Source organism: Lachnospiraceae bacterium, assembly GCA_022794035.1.
Lineage (GTDB): Bacteria > Bacillota > Clostridia > Lachnospirales > Bianqueaceae > CALWPV01.
Genome location: JAAWDX010000001.1, coordinates 215,669 through 237,692 on the forward strand (window position 1 = coordinate 215,669; position 22,024 = coordinate 237,692).

The 22,024-nt window shown below is 51.9% G+C and carries 1 protein-coding gene; it reads left to right on the forward strand.

What is annotated here, in order from left to right; translation table 11 throughout:
* The first annotated feature begins 147 nt into the window (after positions 1-147).
* Positions 148-21,960, forward strand: a complete 21,813-nt coding sequence (locus HFE64_01070) for an isopeptide-forming domain-containing fimbrial protein (GenBank protein MCI8632062.1) — start codon at positions 148-150, stop codon at positions 21,958-21,960.
* Positions 21,961-22,024 lie beyond the last annotated feature (64 nt).

Consider the following 22,024-nt stretch of genomic DNA (forward strand, 5'->3'; position numbering starts at 1 on the left):
TGTGAATTTTTAAAAAAACAATATTGACAAGTTGAAGCATAATTTATATTATGACTATGTATAGCTTTTTGGTATAGCACATACTACAGGGGCGTCACGGGGACGTCTGATCAAACTTATATATCATTCTTACAAAGGAGAAAGTTTATGAACGGAAGACATTGCAAACAGATAAAAAAAGTAATGGCGATGTTGTTATGCGCAGTGATGATGCTGGGCGATATGTCCAGTGTGATGACTGCTGGCGGAATTATGCCTGCTGCCCTTTCTGCGCAGCTTTCCTCTGAGGAAGGCAGCAGCGACGCTTCTGCAGAAACTGCGCAGGACAAGCTGCAATTTACGGCGGTACCCAGCTATCAGCCAGAGGAGGGAGAAGAGCTTCCGGAAGGGGCTCAGATAACCTATACATATAGCTGGCAGTATGCGGAGCGTAAATATGATAGATGGGGCAATGAGCAGGAGCTTACAGAAGCTGACTGGAAAACATGCGTCATTGGAGGAGAGGAAAAGCCTGACGGTACGTTTAATCCATTCTGCACAGCAGCAGAGCAGGGAGTCACAGCAGAGGACGGCAGCAGTGTCGGCCGCATGCTTCTTGTTTCGGTGCCGGATGGCATAGATCGCCGTACGCAGCTTTCCAAGATGACGGTACGCTGCGTTGTGGGAGCAACAGTTCAGGATGGAGAAGGCAATGAGCTGGAGGAGCTTTCCAAGACGATCGTTACGAATAGGACCAATATCCGCATGGATGCAGCGCTGCTTGCTTGTGACCTTACGGTTACCTATACAGAGAATACAGTGCTGACGGTGTCGGCGCCGGATCTTAGCTATGAGGCAGTGCCTGCGGTGGCTAATGCGCCTGTTGACAGTGATATTACATATACCTATACATGGCAGTATTATGATACTTCGGGATGGCGCGGACAGTGGAGAGATATTACCTATCGAAATTCTCCTCTTAAAAATGCAGTTGTTTCGGATGGTACGTTGATGCTGACCTTGCCGGCAACGATAGCAGAGAGGAAAAAGCTAGACGGCCTGCGGGTACAGTGTAAGGTGACGGCGACAGCAGACGGATATACGATCGGCAATTCGCCAACTGGTTTTTATGAATTCGGGACGGTTTCCGTTGACAGCAGCCTGCTGCAGTATGGTCTTTTGGTGAGGAGCGACAATACAGCGGCGCAGATCAAGGATGCCAGTGATATTTTAAGCTTTAAGGTAACGCCCGCTCTGAGCGGCGCTGATGCGTCCTTCAATAATTATCAATACGATTGGCAGTATCTGGATGCTGAGGGCAACTGGACAAGTATTAGCCGCAGCGATGAAAACTGTCCATTGCGGTATGCTACCAGTACATCAGGAGCAGATTCTGTGTTATCGATGCCTTTGCCGGAAAATGTGGATTCGCGCAGAGCGCTTAATCAGACGAAGGTTCGCTGCGTTGTTTCGGTAAACGGTGTCAGTCCGGTCAATCCGCCGCAGGTGATTGGCGAGGAAGCAGTCGTAGAAATTGCTCCGGAGCTTTTGACAGAGTTTAGTTTGATTATGACGGCGTCGCCATCGAACAGCAGCCGGATTGACTACCCTGGGCAGAGTATGTCCATTGGCTATGAAACGGCAGTGGATGGTCTGCATGCAGATGAGGCAGTTATAAAATATATTTGGGAATACAAGGCAAAGGGGGCTTCTGTCTTTCAGCCGCTGAGCGCAGCCTCTGGCATATTCCAAGGCGGCGTATTCAGCGAAAGCGGAAATAGCTTTAGCTTCAATAATACAGGGTCCAGCAATAAAGCGAATCTTAAGGCGATGGACGGAGCGACGATTCGCTGCACGGCCGAGCTATATGCCAACGGAGATGCGGCCGCAAACGGAGATCCCTATGAGATCAGCCGCTCAAAGGAAGTTACGGTAAGCATCAACGAAGCGCTCATTTCCGAGTATGGTCAGTCGTCATGGCTGCAGAATGCATGGCTTGAGGTGGATGCAATCAATGAGCTGAATACCTTTGCAACAGGAAATGAAATATTGACCGTTCGTGCAACGGCTAGGGCAGAGGCGGATGAATTTAATCTTCCTGACGGAGCCATAGCTGGTGATTATGCTTTAGGTGTTGACCCCAATTATGGCGGCGGCTATCAGCATGTATGGGAATATAGAGAGAACGGCAGTGAGGAATGGAAGCCCATCAGCACGCTTGAGAGCGCTGTGCTCGATTATATTACCATTACGGATGGCACGGATGATACGGAAAATACCAGTGTCTTAGAAATAGAGCTGCCCGAAACCTATGCCGGCCGTATGCGGCTGACGGGTATGTCCTTCCGCTGCATCAGCTCGGCGATTGCTACGGCGAACCATCTGAGTGAGGTTACGCGCTGGGGATTCATCTCGGCGAGCACACCGGATGATGCGTTTACGGTTTTGGTAAATCCAAAGCTGCTGCGCAGTCAGGCCTCCAGCACGCGCAGAATCATTGCGTTCCTTACCGCAGAGGAAGCAGAGCGCTATCTGGCGGATCCGGAAAACTTTGATGTCAGCACGGCGCAGCAATATGATTATACGAGATCCTATCTGGTTGAATACTTTGCTGATGGTGTCAGAGAAGAGCGCGCTATCGCAAACTTCCCTGAAAGCGTGGTTGCGATTTATGAATATCAGGTAGAAAAGGATATTGAGACCGTTGAAACCAAGCTGGGCGCGGTGGAGATCCCTGTGCCCTGGAGATTTATTGTTCAGAACGGAAAACAATACAATCTAAGCAGTACAAAAGCAGAATACCGGTATGATGCTGTATTTGCACAGATCATTCCGCAGTGGAATGCAGAGGAGCTGCAGAAATATATTGATGAGCATCCAGATCCGAATGCGCTGGATTATGATGAAGATGATGCCGTTAAATGGGTGATTGCGGCCGGTCTGAACGGACGTTTTCCGCATATCAAGGTTTGCTGGAATACCGAGCTTAAAGGTTTGGCGAACAATGCAGATTATGTAAAATATAACGGTATGTACGGAGCCTCTGGCAGTGCAGAGGAAAAAGCCAAGGTAGCAGAGCTGGCAGGAGCGCCTAATAATCCTTATTGGAAACAAACCTATAGTGACTGGTTCTTTAAATCGAATAATGAGTTTAATGGAGACTTGCCTACGGCTGCCCAAAAGGCAGAGGGAAATAATGAGGCGGCTGCTGAAGCAGAGCAGCTGGCCTGGTTAAATGCGCACTATGGAACCGTTAAAGTCATGATGGATGATGTGCGTTCAGAGGAAAGTGATCCTACGCCCATTGTCATGGAGCTGCCTGTTACATGGGAAAAATATACAGTTGATGAATACGATACGGCTTCGCAGAGCATGACAGCCCGTTGGATGGGCGGCGCCGCCGTGGCCAATATGCAGGGAGCACGTGCACCGGCCGCTAAATGGGTATGGCGTGCAAAGATCGACGCAGTAGAGCAAGGACAATATGTTCTGGCAGATGCATTCCGCTATACGAACATTGAAGCCAATATTTATTGGAGCCGCGTAATTGACAGTATTGTGGGCGCACTGATTAGTGAAACGGATGCCGCGACTACAAGCTTTGTTGCGCTCAGCAACGCCGCGCAGCTTAGCAGCAAAATCCCAACCGCGCTGCGCGTCGAGCTTAAGGATGCGAACGGCGGTCTGAATATTACTGATACGATCACGATTGACGGCAGCAACTGGAAGCTGATCGAAGGCAGCGTATATGATGCGAGCCAGCAGTATCACTGGAGAGCGTTAAATGCAAATGCCGCTTCTATTGTAGATGAGGTAGGCACTGGATCGGCAGCAGGCTTTGTTGCGATCGAGCCGACGCTTAGCGGATATACCTTTACAGAAAATGCAGACACCGAAATGGCCAGAGTCTGGTATCAATGGGGTACGATCATCACCGGACTGAAAAAGGACGGCGGTGCTGATTTTGATGCGATTGCGGCTGCCAAAACACCGATCATTAAGGTGCCGACGATTGGCGGGACCAATCAGTCGGCGGTGACATGGGGGAATTTACTCACCCAATTGAATAAGCCGTTTGGTGTAACCCTTTTAGATAAATCGAATACTACCGGCTTTAAGCAGAGCACCATTACGCCCTCATGGACACAGCCAGCCTATGATGCGACGGCGCCTGCCGGCAGAATCCAGCCGGCTGCTCAATTTGAAAGACCAGCCTCCGGCGTGGTATTTGGCGAGGATCTTGTGCGTGAGTTTAATGGGCGTGAGCCGTACGGAGAAATCAGCTGGAATATTAATCCTCCCTCAAAGACCTCAGGCAGCACAAACTTCATTAAATATAATATAGTAAGCAATCAGCCTCATGTTACAGGTGCTGCGGGGCAAAAAACAGTTTATGCGGATAAGCCTTGGGAGTGTTATTATACAGCTAGCTCCTCTCCGACTGTCAGTCAGAAAACAACCAATTTTGGCGCTCAGGATGTTTGGCAGGATGCCGGCGAGAGCGTAAAATACATGGTCAAAACCAGCGAACGCGGCGGCGGCGCTTTTGTAGAGTATAGCGTCACCTTCCGCAACGACAGCACCGGCACGCGCTATGTAGGCCTGTCCTATGGTTCTGACGTTATGATCCACAACAATGACAGAGCGCCTCTGACTGTTACCAGCAATGGTATCAAGATGGAAGAGGCAAGCGGTGATATGTGCCAGTTTAATATCAATACCACTACAGCCACGGCCGGTATCAGCGTTTCGGCAGACGGCTATTGGATTGGCGTTTACAGCGGCCGTCAGCACTGGCAGTCCACGGTTGCCGGGGATGGCAATAAGAAAATCAATGCGAATGGCGAGGCCTATGTGACGGGTATTGACTCTGGTCTGACCTTTAGCTGGGTGCCGCAGAAGCATCCGCTTGCGCCCGGTGAGTCGGTCACCTTTACCTGCCAGTTTGGTATTGGTAAGATGTCCGAGCCGCCGCGCATTGTGCCGCATTATGACAGCGGCAGCGGCAGAAGCACCAACGTGACGTTAAATGGCAGCAATCTGGATATCAGCGCATGGGTGGCCGGCGAAGCGGCATATCCGCTCAGACTTTACTATGTTCTGGATGAAGGGCTGCCCACACAGCAAAGTGAGGCCTCCCTGGGCAACAAGGTAAACGCACAGGGCGTTGTCTCGGCAGCCACCTTCCGCGGCTATAGCGCAGCGCAGCAAACAGCATATTTCAGAACCGGAACAGAGAATCATTTTGTCAATATAACTGGTACAGTAGAAAAGCCCAGAGACTGGGTCGCGGGTGAATATCATTCTATCACGGTATATGGACTTTCCGATGCAGGTCTCATGACAGATTCTGTGCGCTTCCCTCTCTATGTAGATGAGAACGAAGACGGTGAAGAAATCTTTGTAGAAGCCACCGATGCGACTGTCAATTTCAATAGGGGAGCCGGCAGCGGTACGGCGCCTGCATCGCAGACGGCTCACATGCAGGAGCCCATTGTCCTGCCTAAGGGTGACAAGCTGACGCCACCCAGCGGCCAAAAGTTTGTTGGATGGAGCTATACGGAGGATAATGGTAAAACAACGATTTATCCTGCCGAGAACTATTTCTATGTTGAGAAAAACCCGACCACGCTTACCGCCCGCTATATCCCAACCAGCCAGACAATGTATCTGGTCGAGACCTATATGCAAAATGCAAACGGCGATTACGAGCAGGAGGATACAGAGGTTCGGATTGATACGGCAACATCCGGCAACATCGTCTTTACACCAGACCCGATGCCCGGGTATACGGTCAATACCAGCAAATCAAAGCTCAGCGTGACCAGAAACGACGGCGCAATTGTCCAGGTATATTATGACATCAATCATTATGATGTAGTTTATAACCTCAACGGCGCTCCCGGCGGCGATGAAAATGGAATCTTCAAAACGGTGCAGGTAGCCTACGGCGGCAACGTCAGCGGCGTGCCCAATGCCGCCGCCCTAAATGCCGGTCAGAACAATCAGTTCTTCCGCTTCAGAGGATGGTTTGAAAACGCCGATCCCGAGGACCCCGGCAATATCATCGACACCGACACCGTGGTGGATGAGACTACGCTTGATACAATTGAACCAGGCGGCAAACTCATTGCTTATGCGCACTGGCAGCCTCTGGGCAACGCACAGGCCACCTTTGACTATAATTATCAGAACCACGCGCAGGGCGCGTCACGTTCCGATAAAATTGCCCTTGACCCCATTGTCAGCGAGAGCGGACGGTATGGGTATAGCTCTAAACCGCGCAGACTGCCTGCCACGCCAAGCGCGTGGAAGGATACCGAGGGTAAGGTATACACCTTCCTAGAGTGGCGTTTGGTGGAAAATGGCGAGATGACGGAAACCGTCGTCACTAAGGATACCATTCTGCCCAATTATGAGAATGTGACGATCAAAGCACTGTGGACAGAGTCCTATTCTGTCAGCCGCAGTTCTCAGGGTGACGGTACGATCTGGGATATCAACGATCCTGCCGGCGGCGAACGCTCGTATGCGCCGGGAGATACAGTGGATATCCGCTGGAGAGCAAATCCGGGCAGCTATGTGCAGCATGTGTACATCGATAATGTCCTGAGCGATGATCTGATTAAAAATGGCGGATGGCATCTGGAGGATATTCGCGAGAATCACAGCGTATATGTTGTCTTCGGCTTCGGCGAAGGAGACAGCGGCATTGAAGAAGAAACGACCTATAATATAACGGCGACGCCTGTAGGCGGCGTTGCATTTGACGTGCCGGAAAGAGGCGGTACCTATAAAGCGCAGTATGGCGAGGACTATACGGTAAAATGGAGAATTTCTCCCGGATATACGCTGTCCTCCGTGACCATCAACGGACTGCCGATGGATATCAGCGAAAGCGATAACAGCTATACCTTCAACAATATCCATATTGATCAGGAAATCAAGGTTACGGCAGTGCGCGGCAGCGGCGGCATCTCTGGCGGTGGTACAGTAAACAGAGGACCCTATACCATTTCGACTAAAATAGGACGCGGTACAGAAATCACGCCTAACCAGACAGTTGCCTACGGCGACAGCAGTACGATTACATGGAAGGTTCCGTATGGATTTGTAGTTGACAGCGTGCTGATCAACCGTGTGCCGCTGGCAACACCACCGCAGAATAATACCTATGTATTCCGCAATGTCACACAGAACAGCTCGATTATCGTTATGTGCAAGCCCGATCCGAGCTTGCCTCCTGATACCATTTATGTCACCACAACGATCGATGATCACGGCAGCATTACGCCTACCACACCGATCGGGCAGCTGGCCAAGGGAGATAATCATACCGTAACATGGAGCGCAGACAGCGGCTACTATGTGTCGGCAGTTTATATCGATAATGTACTGCAGAAGACTGATTCAGGCGCCAATAAAATATTCTACAGCTATACCTTTACGAATTTGCAGACCAACCATGACGTGGTGGTAGAGGTGAAACCGGTTGAGTCCTCCGGCGGCGATACGCCGGCTCCGGCGCTGCATGCGATCACGACATCAATGGAAAACGGCGGTACGATCGACAAACCCGGCAGCGTGCCGAATGGCTCGGATGTAACTGTTACTTGGCGCATGGCGCCAAACCACCGGGTTGTCGGCGTCTATCTTGACGGCGAGCTGGTGGATGATTATAACGCAGAGACGAATGGCAACAGCTATACGCTGCGCAATATTACGGCAGCACACACCCTCAAGGTGGTATGTGAGCGTGTTATTTCTGATATTGATCTGACGGGCAAGCATATTGTGACAACGACCATCAATCTGGGTGCGTCCGACGGTCAGAAGATTGTTAACGACGGCGAAAGCTGTACCGTGAGCTGGACGCCGCCAAAGGGCTATCATGTGAGCAGTCTGAAGGTGGATGGAGTCGAGCAAAGCTATGTGGACGGCAATAGCTGGACGATTGATCATGTAACGAAGGATATCACGATCGCCGTTACGGTGGAAAAGGATTCCGAACAAAACTATAAGATTGCTGCCAATATTGTAAATGGCGGTACGGTTTCCGGCGGCGGTACGGTGAATGTAGGCAAGGGAGCGATCCTGCGCTGGACCGTTGCCGACGGCTTCCGCGTGAGCGATATCACGATCGACGGTGTGTCGGTATCCGGCATTGACCTGGAAAATGACCGAAGCTACAGCTTCCCGGCTAGTCAGGGAGCAGCCGGCCAGACCTATCAATTTAATGTGATTTGTACGCCCAAGCTGTACTATCATGTGCGGCCGACAGGCACAGGCTGTGAGAATCTGAGCGCCAGCGCAGATCCTTATGTGGGGGATGCCTATACGGTGAGCTGGAAGGCAGCAGAAGGCTACCGATTCAAGAGTGTAACGATAAACGGAACGGAAGTCACGCCGGTGCTGAAGGACGGCGTATACAGCTATACCTTTGACAGCAGCAATACAGCAGCAAACGGAACCTATCAGGTAGAGGTACTCTGTGATAAGATTCGTTCCTATACCATTACAACGGGACGCAACAGCGGAGGCGTTGTCTCTGCTTCTAAAACGCTGTATGAGACGGATGCAGAAAAATCCTACACTGTTACATGGAGCGCCAGCTCTGGCTATCGTGTCAAGGCGGTTACGGTGGACGGCATGCCGTATACAGGCGAGAGCTATGTCTTTAATTATGAAGACGGCAAGGATGTAACACTACGGGTGGAATTTGAGCCGCAGAAATATTATACAGTTAAAGCGATTGGCAAAAATACCGGTATTACGGCCGGAAACGGCACCTATACCATCGACACCGATACAACGGTTAAATGGACGGCGCCGGAAGGCTTTGTTTTATCTTCTGTTACGATAGATGGGACAGAGGTTACGGTGGCTGCCGATCAGACGGAATATACATTTGATCATACAACGGGACTCACAGCCGGTCATACCTATGAGATCATTGTGACTTATGTAGCAGAAGGTGCCGGCGGCGAGGAGCCGGAGGAGCCCGATCAGTTCTATACGGTACAGACGGCAGGCGTGTTTACACGCACTATCTCTGAGAGCGCGGCCCGCAAGCTGGGCGAGGATTATCTGGTGCTGTGGACAGTGCTGGACGGCTATCAGCTGCAAAGTGTTAAGGTAAACGGCACAGCCGTAACAAATTATACGGCGCAGCTGGGCGGCTACAGTCTGCTGATTTCCGGTGCCGATAAGACAGCGGACGAGGTTGTGACGGTTGAAGTCATTTGCGAGAAGATTCAGCCCGGTCAGCCTGGCGGCGGCGGATCTGTGATTACGCCATATTCGGTATATGCATATACCAATGATGCGGCGCTTGGAACGGTAACGCCTTCGGCAGCTACCTTAAAGGAAGACGGTGCCGAGGCTGCTGTGAAATGGGATGCCAAACAGTATTGCCATATTGTGAGCGTGACGGTTTCCGATTATCCGGATCGAAGCAATCCCGTACTGCTTACAGAAGAACAGGCAGCGGCTGGGGTGTATACCTTTGCCTATGATGATCATACCGATAAGATTGTTGATGTAGTGTTTGAGCGGGATCCGCAGTATGCGGTGAGCTCCGCTGCGGCGGGCAATCTGGGAGAAGGATGCACGGTTACCGGCAGCGGCGTGCTGAAGCAGGCCGGTGATGAATGCACGGTAAGCTGGACAGTTTCTGCCGGATACCGGATTGAAAGCATTGTGATAGCAGATGCGGACGGTCAGAATGCGCAGACGCTGGATGCAGCAGCAATGGCAAGAGGATCACTGACGCTGCGCTATGCGGATCTGAGTGCAGACCGTAAAGTAACCGTTACTTATGAGAAAAATACGACCGGCAGTGCATGGCGTACGGTTCATGCACAGGTAAACGATGCAGCCATGGGCACGGTGACGCCTTCTGTCAAGAGCCTGACAGCAGCCGGCAGCACCTGCAGCATTGCATGGACAGCCAATCCGGGCTTCCGTGTAAGAAGCGTGATTGTTTCTAATTATCCGGATGGCAGCGATGCGCGTGCGCTCAGCCGTGAGGAGCTGGCCGAAGGGCAGTATACCTTTGCCTATAATGACGGCAAGGATCAGCATGTATATGTGGTATTTGAACAGGATCCTGCCTATGAGATCAGCATTATAGGCGTAGACGGCGGCGCAGGCAGCACGGTAACTGGCGGCAAGACGCTGACGGCAAGCGGACAGAGCCATATGGTAACATGGGCGGCCGGAGCCGGATATCAAGTGAAGAGCGTTGTGATCGCCAATACCGATGGTACAAATACACAGACGCTCAGCGCCGAAGAAGCAGCGAGAAACAGCTATACCTTTGAATATGATACGATGACGGCCAGCCGTAAGGTAACAGTCACCTTTGAAAAGGCGATTCCTTCAGTATATTCTGTAGTCACTTCCGTGAACGATGAGAGCATGGGCTGGATCAGTCCGTCGGCTGACCTGTATGCAGAAGGGGCGGAATATACAGTTAGCTGGGGCGCTCATGAGGGATATTATGTCAAGAGCGTGACAGTTAACGGAGCAGATTATACAGGAAATACGTATACCTTCCGCTATAGCGGACATCAGGATGCAGCTGTTCAGGTTGTCTATGAAAAATACCCTGAATTTGTGATCAGCACAGAAAAGGTGGGCGGCGGCGCTAATAGCAGTGTCCGCAGCGGAGCAACGCTGACGCGCAGCGGAGAAACCTATGCGGTTACCTGGTCTGCGGACAGCGCGTTCAAGGTGGACAGCGTTGTGATCACGGATGCAGCGCAGCAGGTTGTAAAGACGCTGAGCGAGACGGAGATCGCAGCCGGCAAGTATACCTTTGCCTATGATCAGATGAGCTCCGATCAGAAGCTGACAGTAGTATTTGCTACAGACACTTCTTCCGGCGGCGGTGCAGGCACGCTTCCCTATTCGGTGACGACCTCTGTCAATGATGAAGCGATGGGCAGCATTGATCCGTCTGCTACGCTGAGAAGGCCTGATGCGGAGTATACGGTCACTTGGAGTGCCAAATCAGGCTATCAGGTCAAGAGCGTGACCATAGATGGTCAGACCTATACGCGCGCAGAGGGAAATCTCCCCAGCTCCTATACCTTTAAATATAATGATCACAAGGATGTAGCCGTGAGCGCTATGTTTGAGCAGGAGCCTCAGTATGTGATTACGACGGAGCAGAAAGGAAACGGCGGCGCGGGCAGCTTTGTCAGCGATGGCGCTGTACTTTCTCAGCCGGGACAGGCACATACGGTTACCTGGTTTGCGGACGAGGGCTTCCATGTGAAGAGCGTGGTGGTTTCCAAGCCGGACGGCAGCGATAGAATTACGCTGGATGCAGCAGCCATTCAGCTGGGCAGCTATACCTTTACCTATGAGGGGGTGGGTGCTTCTGACCGTAAATTGGTAGTGACCTTTGAAAAGGATGAAGATACAACGCCCGGCGGCGGTGGCAGCATTCCGGCGACGCCGTATACCGTGACCACGTCGGTGAATGATGAAACGATGGGAACGGTGAGCCCGTCTATGACGCTCAAGGAGGCCGGCGCAACCTATGAGGTTACCTGGAGTGCCCATGAGGGCTATTATGTCAAGAGCGTTTCGATAGATGGCAGAGGATATGCTCCAGGCAGCTATACCTTTGCATATGACGAGTATAAGGATGTAACTGTGAAGGTCACCTTTGCTCCCAATCAGGAATATACCGCATCGGCAGTCATGGTGGGCGGCGGTGCAGGCAGCAGAGTGCTTCCGGCAAGCGGTACGCTCAGCGAGTCCGGCGATACCCATACGGTCAAATGGACAGCGGATGAAGGGTATAAGGCCACGAGTGCAGTCGTAACGAATGCAAAGGGCAAGGTCGTATGGACCTGTGACGAAACAGAGCTGGCAGCCGGTCAGTATACCTTCTCTTATGATGAGATGACCTCTGATCAGACGATTACCGTTACCTTTACCAAGGAAAATGCAGATGCGCAGATCTATGCCATTAACACATCCGTCAATGATGCCGCCATGGGCTGGGTAAGCCCGTCTGTTACACTCAGAGCGGCAGGAGAGAGTACAATCACATGGGGTGCCAATACCGGCTACCGTGTGAAGAAGGTGACGATCTCGGATCCTGACGGAGGTAATGCAAGAGAGGCCTCGGCAGAGGAGCTTACCAGCAGTCGATTCGTTTTCCGCTATGCGGACAAAAAGGATCTGGCACTGCATGTAGAGCTGGAGCCCATACCGAGCTATGAAATAACAGTAGAAAAGATCGGCGGCGGTGCAAAAAGCACAGCAGAGCCTGCAAGTGCGGTTCTCAGTCAGACAGGCGACCGCCAGACGGTTACGTGGAATGCCGATACGGGCTATCATGTAGAAAGTGTTGTGATTTCCAGACCGGACGGCAGTGACAGGACGGTGCTGGATGCGGCAGCCATTGCCGCAGGCAGCCATACCTTCACCTATGCATCCATGGGCGGATCTGACAGAAAAATTACGATTACCTTTAAAAAGGATGAAACACCGGGCGGGTTGACGGCTGTGCCGTATTCCATCGGAACGAGCAAGATCGGCTCCGGCATCGTGACGGCGCCTAAGACGTTGTATCATGAGGGCGAGACCCATGTGGTAGCATGGACGCCGGAGGCTGGCTGGCATGTGGCTGAGGTTACGATCAATGGTGTGCCGTACCGCGGTGCGGATAACCAGATTCCGACCAGCTATGAGTTTAAGTATGATGATCATAGAGATGCGGCGCTCATTGTGACGTTTGCTGAGAATGACAAGCGGACGATTACGACGGTGATGAGCGGCGTATATGGCCCTGGCAGCCGGGTGAGCGAAGGCGGTACCCTGAAGCTGGATGGCCAGACGCATACGGTGACATGGACGGCTGAAGAGGGCTATGAGGTTGTGAGCGTAACGGATTCTAAGCCGGATGGCAGTGATGCCAAGACGGTGGATGCCGCCAGCGGCAGCTATACCTATCAGTATGAGGCGCTGGATTCAGACCGGCTGCTTACCGTGACCTTTGCTAAGCAGGAGGGCACTCCGGTATATTCTGTCATCACCGGTGTCAATGATACGGCGATGGGTACGGTCACATCCGGTGCGACGCTGAAGGCCTCTGGCGAGACAGCAGAGATCGTATGGTCGGCTAAGCCTGGCTATCATGTGAGAGAGGTTGTTTATAAGCTGGACGGAGCCGTGCAGGCAGATGCACCGGCCAGTCCGTACACCTTCCGTTATGATGATGGCCACGACGCAGAGCTTTATGTTGTCTTTGAGCGCAATACCGGTTATACGGTGAATGTGAATCCGGTTGGCAGCGGTACGGCGGCCAATCCGAAGACGATGTACGGCGTGGGCGAGCAGTACGAGGTATGGTGGAAGCCAAATGAAGGCGCAGAGCTGGTGTCCGTAACCGTATCTGGATATGCGCCGCTTGGCGAGAGCAAGGTGCTGACGGCAGACGACTGGACCTATGATGCAGCCTCCGGCCGCTATGGATATACATTTGAATATGACAAGATGGCAGCGGATGCCACCATCGATATCGTATTTAAAGATAAAGATTATTACTATATCACAACCTCTGCGCAGAATGTGCAGAGCATCACGGCAGCGCCGGAGCAGTGCGAGCTCACGCAGAGCAGCACCATTCAGTGGGTCCCGGCAGAAGGCGCTGTGCTGCAGGCGATCAAGATCGACGGCGTTTCGCAGGCGATCACAGATCCGAATCAGACGGAGCTGATCTTTACTCCTGACAGTCCGGCGGCGAATCAGATCTATCTCATCGAAGTGATCTACGAGCTGCAGACGGAGGAGGAGCCGGCACAGCCGGAATACAGGATCAATGTTTCCAAGGAAGGCAGCGGCACAGTGACAGGAGCGGGCATCCTTCGTCAGGAGGATGCGGACAGCGAGAATCATGCGGTGACATGGACGGCTGCGGAAGGCTGGCATGTGAGCAAGGTTGTGGTTGACCGCACGCGTCTTTCCGATGAGGAAGCGGCAAGCGGAAGCTATACCGTGAAATACAGCGAGCTGACAGGCGATGTCAATATCAAGGTAGTCTTTGAACGAGATCAGATTATTGCGCCGCCTGCGGAGGAGAACCGGTTTACGGTCTCTACAGAATATGAAGGAAACGGTACGATTAGCAACGGAGCTACCCTGAGCGAGGGCGAGGAGCCTTATACCGTGACATGGGCTGCCGGCGATGGCTGGTACGTGAAGTCAGCGCAGCTGATCAAGACGGAGGATGGTACGGTGATCCAAAGCCTTGACGAAAGCAGCTATCTCTTCTCTTATGAGGTGGGACAGAATGTTACAGTGAAGGTTGTCTTTGAGAAGGAAGCCCAGTACAGCATCACGGCGGTGATCGATGCAGGCGGAAGCATCAGCCCTGCGGCGGCTACGCTGAGAAAGGGAGATGCGCCAGCTGAGATTATATGGTCGATCAGTGACAGCGAAAAGTTCTCATTGAAGAGCGTTACCATAAATGGTACGGCGCTTTCCGCATCGGAGTACACGAAGGCAGACGGCAGTTATGGATATACTTTTGTATATGACGATCTGTTTGCTGCGGGAATGCCCGAAAATATTGTGCTGAAGGTGGAGCTGGATGAGGCAGAGCAGCCGGCACAACCGCAGCAGTACCTGATCAGTACAGGCATTACGCCCAGTATAGCCGGTACCATCAGCGCGGCGGCCATGGTTGCCGAAAATGGCAGCTATATCGTGACCTGGAATGCCAAATCGGATTACCGTGTGACGAAGATAGAGGTAACAGAAAACGGAACAACCCGTGAGCTGACAGCAGCCGACAGCGGGCTCTATGCCTTTACCAATGTGACGGGGAACTGCTCGATCATGGTTTCCTGTGAAGAAAGAAGCCAGATTGATTTAGGCGGCGACGAAAGATTCTATGAGATCGTTACCGGTATCAATGGCGGCAGCATGGATGACGGCAAAACAGTGCGCTCCGTTAGAGAAGGAGATTCCTATACGGTGAGCTGGACGCCGGATCCGGGCAGCTATGTTGCCAGTGTGGTAGTAGACGGAGCACAGGTTCCCGTTTGTACGGAATATACGTTTAACGATATCAGCAGTGACCATACGGTTCAGGTAACCTGCCTGAGCATGGCTGTAAGCGAGATCTATTATGTTGATGTTACGCCGGGCAGTGCGATAGCCAGCGGCAACTGTGAAGTACAGGTAGGGACGGATCATACCGTTACCTGGAAGCCTGCAGCAGGCGAGCATATTGTTTCGGTAACGGTAAATGACCAGCCGGTGGATATCGGAAATGCCAATACCGGCGGCAGCTATACGATTACGGGGGCGGCTAAGGATGAGGTATTCCATGTGGTGATCACCTCTGAACAAAATGCTGACACTCCGGAAGAGGAAGTTTACTTTGACGTAGCTGTGACAGCGAAAAACTGTACGGTGAGCGGTCAGACGCATGTTAAGGCCGGAGAGTCTACAACGATTGCCTGGGAGCCTGAGTTTGGCTATGAGGTCAAGTCTATTATCATTGATGATTCTGCCAGACCGGTTACACTGGAGTCGTTCACATTTGATGCTATGAGCAGTGATCACAGTGTGATCATTGTCTGCGAACGAATCGGCAGTGAGGATCCGGATCCGGAAGCGGCCTATACGATCAGTACGCGGATTACCGATGGCGGTACGATTACGGCTCCGGTTACAGTAAGCACACCTGAGGAAAAGCAGAGCCAGACGATTGCCTGGAGCGCACCGGAAGGCTTCCGGGTAGCGCAGGTGAAGATTGACGGCGTGCAGCGACCTGAGCTTACAGAAGCAGGCAGCGTGACCTTTACGGATATTGCCGCCGATCATAGCGTGGATGTAGAGTGCCGGCAGATCGAGAAGCATACGATTACGGTTTCAAACGATAACGGAACCATCAGCGCGGCTCCGGCTCTGGTAGAAGACGGCGGCAGCAGCGTTGTGACATGGAGCGGCATGGCAGGCTTTGTGCTTAAGTCGGTACAGATGAATGGGATTTCGTTAAGTGCGGATGCATATACGGATCATGGCGACGGCAGCTACAGCCTGACGCTTCAGAATGTCATCTCAGATCATGTGATTGTTGTAGAGTATGAGCCGGATGCATCGCTGGATCCGGGCAATACGAAAAACTATATTTATACGCATATCGATCATGGAACGATTACACCGACGGTTACGCTGACAAGCGCAGCCGATAGGGCATACCAAAAGATCGAGTGGACGGTGGCCGAGGGGTATCGTATCACAAGAGTACTGGTTGATGATCAGGCTGTTTCGGCAGCAGGCATGGTTGAACTGACGAATATTGCCGGTGACCATACAGTGAGCGTAGAATGTGAAAAGATTCCTGCGTATACCGTGGCAACGGATGCGAAGAATGTGACCATGATTACGCCCACCAAAACAGATATACCAGAAGGCAGCGCGCATAGCGTTTCTTGGAAGCATGAAGACAATCTGGTGCTGAAGGTATTTAAGGTTGATAATGTAGAGGTGGCACTGGCAGAGGGAATAACCTCCTATGAGTTCACGGATGTCCGTGAGAATCATACGGTCTATGTGGAATATGGACCTCAAGATGAGCCAGAGAAGCCGGATAAGGTAGAAATTTCGGTTATGGTAACCAATGGTACCAAGACAGGCGGCGGTACGCTGAATTATGGTACCAAGAGTCACACCGTGACATGGACGCCCAACGCAGGCTATGAGGTCAAGAGTGTTATCATTGACAGCGTAGCGATGGCAGAGGAGCAGATCAAGAAAACAGGAGACAGCCTGACCTTTACGGATATCACCGGCAGTCATAGCATTGTTGTTGTATGTGAAATCCCGAAGACGGGCGAGGATCCAGAGCCGGATGAAAAGGTATATCTGGAGGCCAATATCATCAACGGTACTTTTGAACCGGAAAATGAGTTTGGCGTATATGAACTGGAAAAGGGTACGGATTTTGAAATCAGCTGGACGCCGCAGGAGGGCTATCATGTGGTCAGCGTTAAGCTGGATCAGGTAGAACGGCCGGATCTGCTAGCAGATGGCCGGCTGAAGCTCATTGGCATCAGCGGCGATCATGTGCTGACGGTGGAATGCAGGGATGAAGAAGAGGAGCCTAACGAGGGACCGTTTACGATCACAACCTCGATCGATCATGGCAGTATCAGCGAATCCTTCACCACAGATGAAGAGCATTCATCTTATACGGTAAGCTGGACGGTGGACAGCCGCTATGAGATTGTTTCTGTTATGGTGGACGGTAACCCATACGCCAATGCGGCGGATGGCTATATCGATTTTAATCCGATCAGAGCCAATCACACCGTGGATGTACGCAGTCAGCTGAAGGATCAGCCAGTCAATACACATGTGATCAATGTCATAGTGGATAACGGCGGTACGCATGCCGTGATCGTGGATGGAAATCCTGCAGAGTATGTAGAGGATGGCGGTTCAGCCAAAGCTACATGGCAGGCGGCCGATGGCTATGATGTAACCAGAATCGTCATTGACGGCGTGAGCTATAACAGCCTGCCGGGCTGTGATGCGCAGAAGGGTGAGTATACCTTCAACAATGTGACCAAGGACCATGAGATTATTGTGTATACGGGTAAGCATGTGGAAAAGGAGCCTGTATATTACGGCATTACCATTTTGCCGCACGGTGATCCCAGCGGGCTAGAGCTGAGTGAGTCGCTGCCGTCGGTGCTGGAAGGAACAGAAATTGCTGTTACGTGGAAAGCTAAACCCGGCTGGCAGATCGATAAGGTGACGCGAAACAATAACATCATGTCAGCAGCGGATATGGCCGCAGGCATGACGGAGGACGGCTTTACGTTTACTGTCAATGCAAACAATGATTTTGTTGTATATGTCAGCAAGCAGGGGCCGGCGGATGATAGCTTTGTTACGGTTACAACGGAGATCAACAGCGGCTGGATCAGCAATGGCGGTTCCGTTAAGAAAGGAAGCAGCTTTGAGGTAGCATGGCGGCCGGGCGACGGATATACGGTTGATCAGGTGACGATCACCGATGCAGATGGCAATAAAACGGTGCTCACGGAAGGGCTTGACAATGCGCAGAACTGGAAGCATACGCTTGACAGTATCACGGCGAATACATTGATTCAGGTTAGCTGTGTGAAGCAGCCGGATGATGAGCCTCCGCTGATCTATTCCTATCAGATCGATACGCAGGCAACCAATGGTGTGATTACCGGCGGCGGTACAGTAACAGCAGGAACCGATCGCGAAATTACATGGGCTGCGGCGGATGGATGCAGCATCAAGAGTGTCATGCTGTATGAAATCAGCAGAGAAGATGGATCGCGCACCGAGATGGATATCTCAGATGCGGAAAATAACCGGTACACGATTCAGAATATCGATGCAGACTATTTGGTTGTTTTGATCTGCGAGAATGAAATGCAAAGCGATGATGATTTCTTCTATGACATCTATACCCAAATCACCAATGGTACAATCAATGGCCCGTTCCTTAATCTCAGGAAGGCTGATCAGGCGGTGGTGAGCTGGACGCCGGCAGAAGATTGCTATGTGAAGGCTGTATTGGTCGATGGCAAGGCTGTGAGCATTCCGGCAGATCATCAGCTTGAGGTATTGGTAGAGGGTGATGACCATGTGGTGGAAGTCATCTGCGAGAAGAAAAAGCCGGTAGAAATTCCGGATGATGTAACGCCATATACGATTGAAACCTATATCTATGATGGTCTGGGCGAGATTACGCCTAAGACAGCAGCACTTCCTGGTTCGGATGTCACCGTGCAGTGGAAGGGCGATGCGAATAATCATTATAAGGTGGATCGAGTCTATGTAGACGGTAAGAGCATTGAGATTCCGTCAAATAATATGTTTACCTTTACAAATCTGGATCAGAACCACAAGATCGAAGTATACCTTGCGGAAAATCTGGTCAATGTAGAAGTAAGCTATGAAGGAAATGGCGAGGTTGTAAAATCTGGTACGGTATACTGGGGAGAAAACTTTGGTATCGTTCGCGGTTTGCCGAATGAGGGATACCGGCTGGAGAGCGTGATTTTGAATGGCAAGCTTCTGCAGCAGGGAGAGATCATCCCCGAGCTTCTTCCGGATCCGGATATGCCTTTGCCAGGAGAACCGACAGAGGAAGAGCAGCCGGCAGCGAGAATGCTCAGAAGAGCAGGACGCAGGCTGGCGGCGCCCACTGCGCTGCTTAGCGCAAGGGCAGAAGACTATACGAAATTCACGGAAAATGAGTTCCAGAATACATTCTATTTCCGTGATGTAACGCAGCAGCAAAGCGTGAAATATGTCTTTGTAGATAATAATGGCACAAGTGATTATGCGCCTTATCAGGTTAACGTTGAGCTGGTCGACGGACGAGGAGAGCGGGAGGTTGCAAAGAATGTGGCCGCTGGCTCGGATACATCGATTGGCTGGACGCTCGATGAAGGATATTACGTAGATCATATCAGCGTAGTACGCAACAATCTGGAAAGCGATATCAATGATCTGGAGGATGCAAATCTGCAAGGCGATAGCCGTGTAGGGCTAACCAATGTGCAGGCCAATACAACGGTTAAGGTTTATCTCAAACGCGGTACGCCACCGGATCCGCAGGATGCCAATGATTTCTCGCTTAGCATCGATGTAGTAGGTCCTGGAAGCAACGATCCGGATATCCGTGTCTATGGTGCAGGCCGAGGCATGGCGGCCGGCGCGCATGAAGCCAGCTGGGCCGTTGGGGATCATAAGGTCACAATGGTGAAGGTGGATGGCGCAGTGCGCGAGGATTTGATTGGCAAGACCAGCACAGTGATTCAAATGAACCGAGAGGATGTTAAGCGCGATCATCATGTTATTGTATATTTGGATGGCGTGGTGCTGCCGGGTCTTGAAAAACAGGCAGGCGGCGGCGGAGCAACCGTTGGTGATGTGATTCCGTATACCATTAGCGTATGGAATGATACCGATCAGGCGATCTGGGAAAATGTCACGCTGAGTGATGTGATTCCCGCAGGTCTGAAGGTGGATACAGCATCTATGAAGCTTTACAGGGTGAATGCGGATGGCAGCAAAACGCAGATCACAAGCGTCCTGCCAGTATACGATGCTGCTACGCGCACGATCAGTGCTTCGCTGGGAGACATGACAAAGGCAGATAAGTTTGAGCTTGACTTTAATGCAGAGGTTGAGCCGGAAGCTGCCGGTCAGGATATTGGTAACGCGGTTAAGGCCGTGGGAACCAATTCAGGTACAACGGACCGGGATCCGCAGCACATTGTGGAAGCGGTGACGGAGAAGGTATACCCTGGCGGTACGACCTCCGTGCTTCCGAAAGCGCCGGCTCCGCATCTGACGAAAACTGTTTCCAACAATAGCGCCCATCCAGAGCATACCCGTGTTGGCGATACACTGACCTATACGATCGATGCCTGGAACAGTGAGCCGGGGGCTGTTTGGAAGAATGTTAAGATCAAGGATGATGTTCCGGAAGGGCTAGAGGTTCTGGAAAGCAGTATAGAGCTGAGTGAAATCATTGGCAGCAGCAAGCTGCCGGCACCAGAGGATCTGAGCGTTCAGTATGATGCTGTCAATCGAAGCCTTACGGTGAATTTGGGCGATGTGCAGTACAATCAGCATTATCAGATCAGCTTTAAGGTCTTGGTTCTGCCGGAGGCTGTTGGTAATGATATTGGTAACGTCGCTTTGGCGGCCGGTACGGCGCCTGATAAGACACCTGTCAGCGAGGAAACGGCTCCTGTGTACCCGAGCGATTTGGATAAACCGGATCAGGACGGCGTTTTGCCGGCTGCGCCGGCGCCGCTGGTGGAAAAGACGGCTCATAATCTGGACCGCACGGATGAGCAGAGCAAGGTCGGCGATACGATTGAGTATACGCTGACTGTGAAGAACACTAAGGCGGGCTCAACGTGGAAGGATGCTGTCCTGCGCGACCGGATTCCGGAGGGACTTGAACTGGATACTGCAAACATCGTTTTGCGGACACCGGACGGAGATATCACGCTGGATGCCGCGGTCTATGATGAGACCAGCCGAATCATTTCGGTGTATCTGGGAGACGTGACTTCGGAGCAGCCGTATCAGCTGGTATTTACGGCGAAGCTGGTGGGCAGTCCTCAGGATTATAATATTGGTAATATCGCATGGGCGAATGGTAAGGATCCTTCCTTGCCGGGCAGTGATCAGCCGACGCCTGGGGTCGATGAGAATACCGAGCCGGGTGACCCGTACTTCCCGCCGGAGGACGACTGGGTGGATGAAGGCGGCCCGACGACGGAGAAGGTGTATCCGGATGAGAAGGACAGACCGCTGACACCAGGACCAAAGCTGACGAAGACGTCGCGCAATCTGACGCATCCGGCCAGCAAGCTGGAAATTGGCGATGTGCTTGAATATGAGCTAGAGATTGCCAATACGCAGCTGGGTTCGGTATGGCGGAATGTGACAGTTACCGATACGCTGCCTGAGCAGCTGGCACTGCAGCCTGATGGGTGGATGCTGATTCATCCGGATGGAACGGTAGAGCCGCTGCAGATTGAGAATATCTACGATGAGGAGACGCATAGCTTTACGGTTGTGCTTCCGGAGGCAGTTCTCACGGGAGGAACCTATTGGCTGCGGTATCAGATGGCGGTTTCTGGTGAAGGCTTGGGAGATGCGCCGGTGGTGGATATTACAAATAAAGCGACGGCGACTGGTACAGATATTGATGGTCATATCGTGGCGGTAGAAGCGGCTGACATCGTTCAGTATGAGAAACCAGCTGCGCCAGAAGAGCCTGCAGAGCCAAAACCACAGGAGCCGGAGAACAGCGGTTCCGGTGGAATTCAGACAGGCGATTCTGCGAATGCAGCGCCGTATCTGGTGGTGCTGCTGACAGCAGTTATCTTGCTTGCTGTGATTGTGATTCTGAGAGTGCAGAAGAGTAAGAAGAAATAAAAAGAAAGAAGGGCTTCCTTAGGCTGCCAAGCGGCAGCTAAGGAAGCCCTTCTTTTGCATGTTG